Source organism: Pseudomonas sp. M5A4_2d (assembly GCF_053345295.1).
Genome location: NZ_JBKEZW010000013.1, coordinates 98,071 through 111,416 on the forward strand (window position 1 = coordinate 98,071; position 13,346 = coordinate 111,416).

Annotated in this window: 12 protein-coding genes; all 12 read right to left on the minus strand. The window is 58.0% G+C overall.

The window, feature by feature from the left end; all coding sequences use genetic code 11:
- Window positions 1-6: 6 nt before the first annotated feature.
- From icmH to tssB, 12 genes are read right to left on the minus strand one after another with little or no spacing between them, the layout of a single operon-like run.
- Window positions 7-873, minus strand: a complete 867-nt coding sequence (gene icmH, locus ACLBW8_RS25500) for a type IVB secretion system protein IcmH/DotU (RefSeq protein ID WP_447806600.1) — start codon at window positions 871-873, stop codon at window positions 7-9.
- Between the two features lie 4 nt (window positions 874-877).
- A complete protein-coding gene (gene tssK / locus ACLBW8_RS25505; RefSeq protein ID WP_447806601.1) occupies window positions 878-2,206 on the minus strand; it encodes a type VI secretion system baseplate subunit TssK in 1,329 nt (442 codons plus the stop codon).
- Between the two features lies 1 nt (window position 2,207).
- Complete coding sequence (gene tssJ / locus ACLBW8_RS25510; RefSeq protein WP_447806602.1) at window positions 2,208-2,690, minus strand: type VI secretion system lipoprotein TssJ; 483 nt, start codon at window positions 2,688-2,690, stop codon at window positions 2,208-2,210.
- Between the two features lie 5 nt (window positions 2,691-2,695).
- A complete protein-coding gene (tagH, locus tag ACLBW8_RS25515; protein WP_447806603.1) occupies window positions 2,696-3,871 on the minus strand; it encodes a type VI secretion system-associated FHA domain protein TagH in 1,176 nt (391 codons plus the stop codon).
- 14 nt (window positions 3,872-3,885) lie between these two features.
- A complete protein-coding gene (locus tag ACLBW8_RS25520; RefSeq protein ID WP_447806604.1) occupies window positions 3,886-4,017 on the minus strand; it encodes a type VI secretion protein in 132 nt (43 codons plus the stop codon).
- 59 nt (window positions 4,018-4,076) lie between these two features.
- Window positions 4,077-5,606 (minus strand): sigma-54 interaction domain-containing protein, encoded by a 1,530-nt coding sequence (locus tag ACLBW8_RS25525; protein WP_447806605.1) that lies wholly within the window; start codon window positions 5,604-5,606, stop codon window positions 4,077-4,079.
- Window positions 5,603-8,158: a type VI secretion system ATPase TssH gene (gene tssH / locus ACLBW8_RS25530; protein WP_447806606.1), complete on the minus strand. Its 2,556-nt coding sequence runs from the start codon at window positions 8,156-8,158 to the stop codon at window positions 5,603-5,605. Before tssH ends, ACLBW8_RS25525 begins: the two co-directional genes overlap by 4 nt.
- A 12-nt stretch (window positions 8,159-8,170) precedes the next feature.
- Window positions 8,171-9,163 (minus strand): type VI secretion system baseplate subunit TssG, encoded by a 993-nt coding sequence (gene tssG, locus ACLBW8_RS25535; protein ID WP_447806607.1) that lies wholly within the window; start codon window positions 9,161-9,163, stop codon window positions 8,171-8,173.
- A complete protein-coding gene (gene tssF / locus ACLBW8_RS25540; RefSeq protein ID WP_447806608.1) occupies window positions 9,127-10,914 on the minus strand; it encodes a type VI secretion system baseplate subunit TssF in 1,788 nt (595 codons plus the stop codon). The genes tssG and tssF overlap by 37 nt, the downstream gene beginning before the upstream one ends.
- Window positions 10,904-11,323 (minus strand): type VI secretion system baseplate subunit TssE, encoded by a 420-nt coding sequence (gene tssE / locus ACLBW8_RS25545; protein WP_259745922.1) that lies wholly within the window; start codon window positions 11,321-11,323, stop codon window positions 10,904-10,906. Before tssE ends, tssF begins: the two co-directional genes overlap by 11 nt.
- Window positions 11,320-12,795, minus strand: a complete 1,476-nt coding sequence (gene tssC, locus ACLBW8_RS25550) for a type VI secretion system contractile sheath large subunit (RefSeq protein WP_447806609.1) — start codon at window positions 12,793-12,795, stop codon at window positions 11,320-11,322. Before tssC ends, tssE begins: the two co-directional genes overlap by 4 nt.
- Before the next feature lie 27 nt (window positions 12,796-12,822).
- Window positions 12,823-13,320: a type VI secretion system contractile sheath small subunit gene (gene tssB, locus ACLBW8_RS25555; protein WP_447806610.1), complete on the minus strand. Its 498-nt coding sequence runs from the start codon at window positions 13,318-13,320 to the stop codon at window positions 12,823-12,825.
- Between the last annotated feature and the right edge of the window lie 26 nt (window positions 13,321-13,346).

A 13,346-nucleotide genomic window follows, 5' to 3' on the forward strand; every position in this document is an offset into this window, starting at 1 on the left:
CCAGCGTTACAAGGGCGTCAGAGTCAGTTCCGGCGCCGAAGGTTGAAAGGGTTGCAGCACACGTGCCCGCTCTTGTCCCAATACCCAGGCAGCACCCGAATACATCGCCAGCAAAGCGACCACACCGAACGCCACAAACCAGGTCGCGGGGATAATGCGCAGTCGCCTACGCCGTACTTGCCCCGACCGGGGGGCAAACGTCGACAGAGCGGGGGCATCACCCCGCACATGCCTTATCTGTCGATATAAGGCATCTCGTACCCCTTCAAGCTGGACCTCTCCTCGCTCCATGACTCTGTATTTGCCTTCGAAACCCATCGACAGGCACAGGTACATGAGCTCCAACATCGCCAGGTGCTTGACCGGATCACGGGAGAGGCGCTCCAGCAGTTGGAAAACCTTTTCGCCGCCAAAGGTTTCGTTATGAAAGCGGCTCAACAAACTGATCTTCGCCCAGTCGCTGCGATTCCCCCATGCCGTAGTAACCACCGCTTCATCAATGACGCTGCACAGCACATAGCGTGCGGACACCACCTGACCGCTCTCCATGCCCTCATGCAGGGCGCGGGCTTCGAAGCGAGTGATGCCTGCGGACAGGCGATCATTGAGCGTCTGCAGGTTTTCCCGGCCAGCGCTGCGCTTCATTTGAAGCAGCTCAGACAGTGCATCCCAAGCAGCCGCTACCAGAGGGTTGAGGCCCACATTGAACTGTTGCGCGCCCTGTACAGCGGCGGCATAAATCATGCGGTCCTCCAGTTGCTCAAAACGCGGAGGCGAGAGGAAGTCTGTCATCGGCCTCTGTGCAGGACCGTAGCCGTCACGATCCAGCAAGACGGTTTTTTCATCCTGCGGGTATTCACTTTCCATGCTCATGAGTTCAATTCCTGATAGCCCAGAAGGTCAGTTCCAGCTCGGTAAATTCGCCGCCGACATGGAACGCAAAACCACCCGATTGCTCCAGCTGCACAACATCACGGGCACTGAGTTCAAGCATGAAATAGGTTTTACCGGCGTGAAACGGGATTTGGCGTGGCGCCACAGGCATCGGCTTTACCTTGATACCGGCAAGGTGCAGGTTGACCAGCTCGCGAATGCGCTCAACAGGACCAATCTTGAGATGGGCCGGCAACCGGTGGCGAAGCTCTTCAGAATCGCATTGAGCAGCGACCGCCAGGATGAATGTCGCGCTGCCCAGCAGCTTGCGATCTGCCACAGGGCAGACCATCACCCCGTACTGGCGCTGTTGCAGCGCCAGCTCCAGAGCCTGCTGCTCAAATACCATCGACAGCACAGCGCGCAGCCCCGCCATCAGCCCTCGAAAGCTTGCGCCTTGGTCGCCATGGAGGTAACGCACCTCAAGATTGGCGCGTTTGCTGTCACTGGTGAACGTCGATAGCTCACCCAGTATCGACAACATCTCCCGGTACAACACCTCTGGCCGAACTTGCGCCTGGGTCAAGTAGTGACGCAACACCGGCTCGGTTCGGTTGATCAATTGCAGCATCAGAAAATCTGCCACCTGCGCACCCGCGGTCACGCCGTTACCGCAAATACGCTCGGCAATGGCATCACCGCGGCTGGCCAGCAGACTGATCACTTCCTTGAGGCACGACGACACAAAGCCCGAGCCCTGTACATAAATGAACGTCGGGACGAAATCAGTATCCATTCTGACCCCCTCTTCGGTAGAGGCGTCCAATACCTGGGCAATTTTCAGCTTCACGTAGGTCTGATCACCTGGGCTTTCACCCAGCAACAATCGCAAATCAGGACGTGCACAACTGACCTGGCAAACAGAGCCCAGCCCGGCATTCGAGTCACCGACTTCGACTTCGCAGGCGATATAGCGCGCCAATACATCGGGCTCACCCTGCGTTCGGGTTTCAACCTGGTTGCTGGTCGCCATCGGCAATGCAAGGTAAACCGATTGTTTTCCCGAGTTGGCCGGGACTTCCAGCACCAGCGGCGCCATGGCGGTAGTCAGTTCGAATAGACTGCCGTCCGGTAAAACTCCACTGGCCTGGTTGACCACCAGCTTGCCCAGGTTGAGGTACTGCAAGTCGACGTCCAGGGCCAGGAAACCCCAGGCGTCACGGCCAAGCAAGCGGGTTCGATTGAGCTGATGGTTGTAGTAACGTTCGTTGTGTTGCAGGTGCTGGGGGCGCAGCAACATGCCTTCCTGCCAGATGACTTTATGAACCTGCATATCAATTCTCCACCACGCCAACGATCGGGTCGGCAACGCGAACACCCGACTGGTCAAGCACCAGATGAGCTCGCGTCACTTGCTGCGGGGCCAGCGGTACCACCCATCGCCATTGCACGTGGGGCAAGTCGCGGTACGCCGCCACGATCCCCACGTAGCGACTTTGTGGTTCGCTCCTGAGCTTGATAGACACCTGCTCGCCGGGACGTAATTCCAGTTCCTCGCTGCTCACCCAGTCTTTGGACAGCGCCTGCTCGGCACGGCCATAAAGACTGAAAAAATCCGCATGCTCGAATGCGACCGGATGCTTCAGTTCAAGCAGGTGCACCACCACCGGCGAGGGACGCCCATGAAGGTCAGGGTTAACCTGTTCGCTGGCTGTCAACGTCAGGTCCAGCTTGGTTAACGTAGAAAACGGTGACACGCTGCTACAACCAACCAGCAGGCTCAGTACAACCAACAGGGGTAAGGCGACACGGGGCATGAACATCATCCTGGGTATCCGGCGAATAAAGCCGAGGCCAGGCGTACCTGTTCCTCATATGCCCTGGCAAAGTCGCCGTGCAATGGGCGTGCGCTCACGGCTTCTGCGTCGATCAGCCGTTGGTAGTGACGCTGGTAGGCTCGCCAATGCGCCCTGTCGCTGAAAAACCTCGGCGCCTTGTCATGGCGCTCAAAGCTGAGCAGCAGGTGGCCAGGTGCAAACGCCGCCTGTTGAGCACGCATCGCCGTACGGCACGCCACCAGCAAAGCAACCTGATGCACTTGCAATTGCCGATAGAGCTGAGCAATTGCCTCCTCGGCGCTGGATTGCCCCGGCTCGCTCATTTCCAGCAACGATGCCAAGGCTGCGTCGATGCCCGCGCTGTCTTTAAAACCGTTCGGGATCTTGATTGACGCGCCAATACCCAGGCTCCACTCGTTGCTCAGTTCATCGTGAGTACGCAGGTTCTGTTGCAGCCCACTGATAGCGTGCCTCAGCAAACTCGCCACCTTGATCGCCAACGCCTCACGGCCAGAGGCATCCAACGTGACACCCAGCGCTTCGGCGAACTGCGCCCAGAACGCCTCATCGACGGGGGCCGAATGCACAGCAGGCTGAATGGGCCCTACCACGTCTTCGAGAGGGTTCGCCGGTGTCGGTATAACCAGATGATCCTGCTCCACAGAACCGCGATACATCCATGCCTCAGGAGCGTCTGTTGTGTCATGCAATGCATCCAGCTCATACGACGACGCTCCGTGCATCTGCTTACGGTCCAGCTCGAGGACAGGGTCCAGGCCCAGATAGGCATCGTCGGGTATCACCTGGCTCTCGGCGGACTGCACCTGATGGTGAGATGCCACTGGCTCATTCAATCGCGCCCTTACAGCGAATGGCCCCAATTGGAAGACATCCCCATCAACGATCAAGCGCGCCTGCCCCTTTTGCAGAGCCTCGCCGCTGCTCACCTGGCAGATACCGTTGCTGCTGATATCCGTCAGGAAATACCGCTCGTCACGGTAACCAACCAACCCGTGGTGGCTGGAAAGCAATCGACTGGGATCAGGGATAACCCAGTCGCAACCCACCCCACGGCCGACTACGCCGCCAATACCGTCGAACACCTTGCGTGTTGGCGGCTGACTGCACCCGTCGTCACACACCTCAAGCACTAATTGCATGGCAGGCTCCCTTTTCACTGACTACGACGAGTCGCTTGGGGGTCACCCAAAGGACGGTAGTCAGCATCATCAAACACGTAATTGGCGTTACAGCCGGTCAACAAACACAGCACAAGCGCCATGACTTGCCATGGACGGTCAGGCATCAGGTTTCTCCCAGGAAGATAAGGCAGGCGGCGAATCGCAGCGTCCACAGGTACGCCATTCAGCATTCCCCACGGGACGCGCTGAAAGGGATGTTCAAACGCGCAAGCCGGTAGAGCAGCGTGCGGCGAGCGACCCCAAGTTCCCGAGCAGTACGTGTTCGATTACCTCGGTTCTTGTGCAGGCAATCGATCAGAAATACCCGCTCTACCCGCTCCAGACGCTGGCGTAGCGTGGCGTCGACAGTTGCATGCGCGGGCGCCGACAACAGCGACAGATGGGCAGGTAAAACCACACCGTCATCGCACAGCAACACTGCGCGCTCCACCAGGCATTTGAGTTCACGGACGTTGCCTGGGAACGCATGACTTGTGAGCTGATCAAGCGCAGCGCTGGACCAACTGACCACGGGTTTTGCGAGCGCTGCACACACATTTTCTGCGAAGTGTCGTGCGAGCAGCAGTACATCACCCTCCCGCTCCCGCAACGCCGGCAATTGGATTGGAAACTGCGCCAATCGGTAATACAGGTCCTCGCGAAACGTACCCTGGCTCACCATTGCCTTCAGGTCGCGGTGGGTCGCGGCGATAATTCGGACATCGACTTTGTGGGCGGTATTGGCACCCAGGGGACGCACCTCGCCCTCCTGTAAAACCCTCAGCAGCTTGGCCTGCAAGGACAGTGGCATATCACCAATTTCATCCAGTAGCAGTGTGCCGCCGTGGGCTGCGTCAAACAGCCCTGCATAGTTACGTTCCGCACCGGTAAACGCGCCTTTGCGGTAGCCGAACAACTCACTCTCCAGCAAGCCCTCCGGAAAGGCCGCGCAGTTTTGCACCACAAACGCCTGCGCACTGCGTGGGCCCGCGGCGTGAATGGCGCGGGCCACAACCTCTTTGCCAGTGCCCGTTTCACCACTCAACAGAACGGTAAACGGAGCCCGCAAGACCTTGCCCATCAAGCGGCAAGTCTCATCCATTGCCGTGCAGTTGCCGATCAAGCCATATGCGTCGGTGGCGGGTGTGCTGCGCTTTGGGGCAGTCGTGACGTGCCCTGGTCGGCTACGCCGCCATATGGCTAACTGGCTGAGGGTAAAACTACCCAGTTGGCCCAACGATGCGGCGTAGCCCTGCAATTGCGCTGGATGCTGGCTGGCATACAGCACCACACCACAAACCGTCTTGCTGCGATTGAACAGGGGCAGGCATGACAGTGAGTGCCAGGGCTGCGCCGCCTCAGGCAGGAAACTGCTGTCATAGGCGCTGTTGCGCAGATCATCAATGGTCAGGGAACGACACTGGTTCAGGACATAGTGCAATAACTGTTCGTTCTGAAAGTCCACGTTTGCTGCCGTGGAGTCCAGTGATGACGCGCCCGCGCAATGCTGAGCGATCAACCCAAGCCGGCCGGTCGTCTCATCTCGCCAGTACAGTTGGCAAAGTTCGCACTGGCTCAGCTGCGCAACCGCCATGGCACAAAGTTCTGCCAGCGTCGAATCATCGCTCTCGATACCCAGGCGTGTGAACCAGTTCAACAACCGGTCGGCGTAGACCAGAGGATCGGGCAACTGGTTAAACAGATTGTCCATCATTGGCTGAACTCACAGACCGGTACGCCGTTGCCATCCAGCGTTGCATGGGTTACTGACAGGGATTCGCCAACGGCCATCGCACTGAGTAGACGATCCACGATTGGCGGCAGCAGGTGTGACTCGATCCATTGGTCGATGTACCGCGCGCCACTGTCATTGTGAAGGCAGCGCTCAACCATGTGTGTGACCAGCTCGGGGGTATAGCTCAACACCAGCTTACGCTGGTGCAACCGTTGACCGAGGCGCTCCAGCTTGAGCCTTGCCACATCCTGTAGCAGTTCGCCTGCAAGGGGGTAATACGGCACAACGCGCATACGAGCGAGCAAAGCCGGCTTGAAGTGGGCGCGCAACACTGGGCGAATCGCTTCTTCCAGGACCGCGGAATCAGGACGACGGCCATCGGAGCACAGAGCCGTGATGCAATCGCTTCCCAAGTTGGACGTCATCAGGATCAGCGTATTACGGAAGTCGATTTCCCGGCCTTCACCGTCATTGGCCAAGCCCTTGTCAAAGACCTGGTAAAACAGGTTCAGCACTTGCGGATCCGCCTTCTCGATTTCGTCGAGCAGCACCACTGAATAAGGGCGTTGGCGCACGGCCTCAGTCAGCACCCCGCCCTCGCCGTAACCGATGTAACCGGGCGGCGCTCCGATCAAGCGGGACAGGGAGTGTTGCTCCTGGTATTCCGACATGTTGAGAGTGGTGACAAACCGCTCGCCGCCATACAGCAAATCCGCGAGTGCCAGGGCCGTTTCGGTTTTTCCGACACCACTTGGGCCTACCAGCAAAAACACGCCCACGGGTGCCCCTGGGGCGTTGAGGCCCGCAGCAACCGCACGCAGGTTGCGATCAAGCGCCTGCACTGCCGGCGCTTGCCCCAGAATTCGCCTGCCCAAGGCATCGGCGAAACCCAGAACCCTTTCACTGTGCTCAAGGGCCAACTGTTCAACGGGAATGCCGGTCCAGCCACTGATGACCTGGGCCACCACCCGTGGGCATACCTCATGGCTTATCAGCCGCCGCTCGCTGAGTGCCTGGCGCTGTTCGGCCAGTGGCAGCTCAACGTGCTCAAGCCCCTCCCCTGCACTGCACGCATCAACCCTTGGCTGACGCGAGGAGCGTGTTCGCTCGGCCAAGGCTCGTTGTTGAGTCCAGCAATGCTCGGCTTGCTCCCGCTCAAGCTCAATGGATTCCAGGCGCTGGCTCAGCGCCTGCAAGGCCTGCCTGTCAACAGGCAAGCCTGCGCCACTATCCCGCTCGAGCGCCACGCGCTGCCGCATGCCCTCTGCCAACTCGGCGCACAAGCGTTGCAACGGTTCAGGCGCCGCCGTCAGGCTTATACGCACCTGTGCGCAAGCCGTGTCCAATACGTCCACTGCCTTGTCCGGCAACTGGCGTCCTGCCAGGTATCGAGCGCTCAGCTGCGCGGCCGCTACGACTGCATCGTCGCGTACGTAAACGCCATGGCTGGCTTCATAAACCGGGACAAGCCCACGCAAAATGGAGATTGCCGCCTCCACGCTCGGCTCGGCCACCCGTACCGGCTGGAAACGCCGCGCCAATGCGGGGTCTTTTTCAATATATTTTTTGTACTCGGACCAGGTCGTGGCCGCGATCGTGCGCAACTGTCCGCGCGCCAGGGCAGGCTTGAGCAAATTGGCAGCATCGCCTCCGCCCACCTGAGCCCCTGCGCCCACCAAGGTATGTGCCTCATCGATAAACAGGATAACGGCCTGCGGTGAGGCGTTGACCTCGTCGATAACGCCTTTGAGCCGCCGTTCGAACTCACCCTTGATGCTGGCGCCTGCCTGCAGCAAGCCCATGTCCAACGTGAGTATTCGTACGCCCTTGAGTGGCGCCGGCACCTGTGAGGCAATCACTTGCAGGGCCAGCCCTTCGACGATGGCTGTTTTACCCACCCCGGCGTCTCCGACAAGGATGGGGTTGTTCTTGCGCCGACGCACGAGGATGTCGATCAATTGGCGGATTTCTGCGTCTCGACATAGAACCGGGTCGATGCGTCCTTCACGGGCCTGACGCGTCAAATCGTGGGTAAAGCGCTCCAACAGCGATTCACCCTGTGGCGAAGGAATGGCTTCAGATCGTTGGTTCAACACAAGATCACGAACACGTTGCGCGTCCAAACGACTCAATAATTGCTGATAACCACTGCCCGCGTGCTGCAACGGATGACGCAGGAGTGCCAGTAATAACGCCCCCTGATCCACCTCGACTTGCCCCAATTCAAGGTGGGCAACCATCAACGCTTGTTGCAACCACTGCACGAGTGTCGGCGCAAACACCGGGCTACGCGATGCGCCTTGCTCTCCCTTGAGTAGCAACATTGCCTGCAACTCGTCGGGCGCAATCTCCGCGTCCGCCAGCGCCCTCACCAGAGGACCATCGTGCTGCTGCAGCAGCGTCAGCAGAAGGTCCTCGACGAGCACCTCCTTGCCGCCGCGCGTCACGCATCGCTCGGCGGAGCGCTCCAGGTCCAGACGCGTCGCAGCCGTCAATGTCCGAATCAATTGTTGCAGGTCTACATTCATCATAATCATCAGTCCCTAATGAGAGTTGCTGGCCAGCGTGACCACGCCGTCAGCACGCTCGTACCCCAACCAACTGGTCCAACCGAGACGGCAGACGTTGCGTTCACCCAAATGCAGCGGCCTCACTTCCCCGTCAGCCAACACCAGACGCAGGTCATAGTCCAAAGGGGCTCGTACCGTCAGGCGAACCAATGAACACAACGGGCTGTAGTCGTTGCCGGTGGGCAGGAACTCGTGAAAGCGCTGCCAGTTCAAGCCCTTGATATGCACTCTGAACTTGCCACTGCGGTCTGCGACCTGAAGCCCCAGCATCAGATCCTCGCCGAGCAGGTTGTTGGCTGCGCCGAGTCGGTTGCGTTGTTGAAGGGCGATGGTCACGGAGCGACCGACCCATTGCTCGATGAACACATCGCGGTGCTTGAAGTAGTGACGCAATACCGCCTCAATCAGGGCGGCCGAATGCGCCCGCAGGCTCAACAACCCCAGACAGGGCAACAGCCGCTTGCAATCCAATTGCGCAGCGTCACGAATCTGGCGGCTGCCCAACCCAACCAGGGCGAACATCTGCTCGGAAAAGGCATCGCTGGCCCCCGTGCGAAAACTCGCTCGATAGCGATATTTGCGCCAGATCGGCAGCATCAGCCTGTGCAGGCGGTGGTGAAATACATCAAGGAAGTCACGGCTGATATTCCCACCCGCCTGCTCTTGATAAAAAGCAGGCAATGGCGAGCCGGCACCAAACAGACCGAGCACATTGAGGCGAAGACGCGCCCGTAATTGGTCGCGCTCGACGAAAAATTCCACCCGATCAATATCGTGCCCAGGGAACCCCAAGCTGGGGTTGGCCTGGAACTCGACCTTCTCGTAGAGCTCGTCATCTTCCAGCGATGGGTAGCTGTCGCGTAAACGCTCGATCACCTGCAGCACCGCCTGGAAGAGCGAGTACTCACGAATCGTTTGCGATAGTGCAGTCAAAGCAGGGCCTGCTGACCCATCCGGGGTGGCCATAGATACACGTCTCCTTGTGTGCTGGTAACCCGCAGTTCGTGGTACGAATTAAGGCTGGCGTAAAGGGCAAAAAACTCATTGAGTGCCGAGGCGAAGACAAAGATGTCGCCCCGGCCGACGAACCCATTGGGGTCAATGTTCAAGTCGACTCGCACGCCACGTATTGGCAACCCACGATGCATTCGGTCGACGGCCTCATGGCTGACAGATCTCAGTGCATCCAGTCTTCGCTGACTGATGTTGTGCGCCTGTCGATCGTGATAGCGCGGCAAGTCGTAGGTTTGGAGGATGACCTTCAAGGCCCGTGTGTCAGTCAATGACAGGTAATTGAGCGACATGTTGCTGATCAACTTCCAAAGGAAGTCCTGGTCCAGCGGCGGGGCAAAGCTCGCCGTCGGCGCGCAGATATTGCGAAACGTAAGAAACTCCGGAGTCTGTTCACACGGCTGGTTGATCTCACCAACCTGCAGCAACCGTGGCAAGTCGTGGTTGGTGCACGTCAGCTCGACTGACAGTGTCTCCTGTTGATCTCTGTGGCCAATGCCGAAACTCAACCAGGTATCAAGCTCGGCGCTCTGTACCGAGGAGCGTTGACGAATGCTGTAGCTAGGGGCTTGCATCGAAACGCCACTGTCGCTGTCATGTTCGAAGGATTCGAATGGCACGTACGTCTGGTAGCCCAGCCCACCCGGACGCCATCCAGTAACACGGTCAACGGAAAATACAGCAGCGTTGCCCCGTGCAATTCCACCCGGGAGCAGCAGGTAATCATCCTGCTTGCCATCCAGGCGAATCGGCACCGCATCCTGCTTGAACAGGTTAGCGATCGGCGTGCAATACAGCTTTACGTTATCCAGAGTGGGGCGATGCGGCTCATGCTCCCGGGTGCGCAATTTAAAACGCAGCTCTACACCCATGGCCTGCTTGAGAAATTCGTTGGGTAACGTCTGCAATGCATCGAAACCCAGTACATCGACAAACAGATATTTGTCCGCAAATGCAAAATATTCTTGCAGGTGGCGGTAGCCGCTGAAGGTGTTCGCCGGATAGGGAATCAGTGCATGATCTTCGTCAAACCCTACTGGCTTTACTTGGCTAGCGGAAAGTCGCAGCGATAAAACCTGCCCATCGCGACCCTTGATCGCAAGCCCATTATGGTCAAAGAGCAGCACCTCAATGCCTTCGAGATGACGTAACAGACTCAGGTACAACCCTTGACTCACTTGTCGATCACCCGTCAGGTGCAAGCGCAATTGAGTGAATGCCCACTGACTGAAATTACCCTCGACGCTCATCTCCAGGCGCAGGTTGAGCAACGCCCATGTTCCCTGAGACAGGTATTCCAGGCTGCTCAGTTGCAACGGCATGACCTGAGTGGCGTAACACGTTCGGAAGCGGCAGCGTTCACCATTGACCACCACGCTTTCGACCGGCGTATCCCGATCAACACTCACCGTGGTGCACGCGTGCTTCAAGGGGTCAAACTGCAAGATGCTGAAGGCCGGCAATGGCCGCATGTAGTTGGGCCACAGCAAGTGCATCAACGAATGGGTCAACTCAGGAAGCTCATCAGCAAGCTTCTGGCGCAAGCGCCCGGTGAGGAACGCAAAGCCCTCCAATAGACGCTCTACGTCCGGGTCCTGGCCTGAATCGGCAAGAAAGGGTGCCAAGGCGGGATTGCGTTCAGAAAAACGCCGCCCAAGCTGGCGCAACGCACTGAGTTCACTTTGGTAAAAGTGGTTAAAGGACATCAGGTAATACCTCGACCCGTCCACCACCCAGCAGGTGTGCGTTAAACACCACCGGTTGCATGACACCGTCGATGACGACGGTTGCCTCAATCACAAACGCCAGTACCAAAGGGTTGTAAGCACCCGCTCCCCGCCTGACACGTATATTTCCCAAGCGTGGCTCGTACGCCTGGATAAAGCGTTCAATCGACAAGCGCGATTGGCTGAGTGATTCATGCAGGCTCAAGCGCATGTCATTGAGGTCGGGCAGCCCGTAATCGGGCAGCGCCTGGACACTGCCTGCGCGCGTGCTGAGCATTCTCTCCAGATGCGCGGCAATAGACGCCACGCTGTCAGTCCTGGCGGGAGCCAGACCTTCGAGACGCTCAAAAAGGCTGCGATAATCGGGTATCCCCTGACCCTTTCTCATTCTTTGTCGAGTTTGCCGACGAGGGACAGCGTGAAGTCCGCCCCCATGTACTTGAAGTGCGGTCGCACGCTGAGGTTGACGCGGTACCAGCCAGGTTCGCCCTCGACATCACTGACTACGATACGAGCAGCTCGCAATGGACGCCGCCCACGAACCTCGGCGCTGGGGTTCTCCTGATCTGCGACGTATTGGCGAATCCATTTGTTGAGCTCCAGTTCCAGGTCGGTACGTTCCTTCCATGAACCCAGTTGCTCACGCTGCAACACCTTGAGGTAATGGGCCAGGCGATTGACCACCATCATGTAAGGCAGTTGGGTACCCAGGCGGTAGTTCAACTCAGCTTCCTTGCCTTCGATACTGCCCCCGAAATTTTTAGGCTTCTGTACCGAGCTGGCAGAAAAGAATGCCGCGTTATCACTGCCTTTGCGCATGGTCAGAGCAATGAAGCCTTCTTGCGCAAGTTCGTACTCGCGGTGGTCGGAGACAAGGACCTCGGTCGGGATCTTGGTTTCGATTTCCCCCATGCTCTGGAAGTGATGCAGGGGCAGATCTTCCACCGCGCCACCGCTTTGCGGACCGATGATGTTCGGGCACCAGCGAAACCGGGCAAAACTATCAGTCAGTCGAGTGGCGAACGCAAAGGCAGTATTGCCCCACAAATAGTGCTCGTGGCTGTTGACCACGTTTTCCTGATAGGCAAATGTCTTGACCGGGCATTCAAGGGGATCGTATGGGGTTCGCAACAAGAACCGCGGCACGGTCAAGCCGATGTAACGAGCATCCTCGCTCTGGCGAAAGCTTTGCCACTTGGCGAATTGAGGGCCTTCGAAATGATCCTTGAGATCCTTCATGTCAGGCAGACCGGTAAAGCTTTCCAGACCGAAAAAGTTCGGGCCCGCGGCAGCAATGAACGGCGCATGGGCCATGCAGGCAACACTGGAAGCGTACTGCATCAGCTTCACATCCGGTGCGCTTGGCGAAAGAGAGTAGTTAGCGATAATGGCGCCCACGGGCTGCCCACCAAACTGACCATACTCGGCACTGTAGATATGTTTGTAGAGCCCGGACTGAGTGATTTCCGGCGAATCTTCGAAGTCATCCAGCAGGTCCTGCCGTGAGACATTCAGTAGTTCGATCTTGATGTTCTCGCGAAAATTGGTCCGGTCGACGAGCAATTGCAGACCTCTCCAGGAGGCCTCCAGCGCCTGGAAATCCGGATGGTGGAGAATCTCGTCCATTTGCTGGCTGAGCTTCACGTCAATCTCTGCAATCATTCGATCAACCAGGCGCTTCTTGACCGGCTCGCCGCTGTTGTGCGGCTTGAGCAGCTCTTCGATAAACGCCGAGACACCCCGCTTGGCAATGCCGTAAGCCTCGTCATCCGCACTCAGTAGTGTCTGGGCAATGATGGTGTCTAGGATGCTGTGTTCTTCGGTGACTCGTGTGGTTAGCGGATGCTGTTGGATCGTCATGGCGTCAGTGTCCTTTTACTGAAAATGTCAGGCGGTGGGATCGCTCAATCCCAACTCAGCCAATACCCGGGCTCGGGAACCGTCATCCGCCAGAGCCCGCTCTATGGCCTTGCGAAAACTCGGTGTGTTGCCCAAGGGCCCTTTGAGCGCCATAAGCGCTTCACGCAGTGCCATCAGTTTTTGCAACTCCGGAATCTGCTCGACCAAATTCGCGGGGCTGAAATCCTTCATCGAATTAACCCGAACCTGGATAGCCAATGCGTCAACATCCGCAGAATCCTGGAGCCGATTGGGCACACTCAGCGTCAGCGCCAACGCCTGTTTGGCCAGCACGTCGTCAAAAGTGCTCTTGTCGATGCCAATAGGCTTGCGGTCTTCGAGCTTGCGTTGATCCTCGCGCTGGGTGAAATCGCCCAACACCAGCAGTTTCAGCGGCAGTTCGACCTCTTCCTGGGCACCGCCAACGGCTGGTTTGAAGGTGATATTGATGCGTTCCTTGGGTGCTACCGAACCTTCTTTGGCCACGGTAAATCTCCTTTTCCGAGTGGATC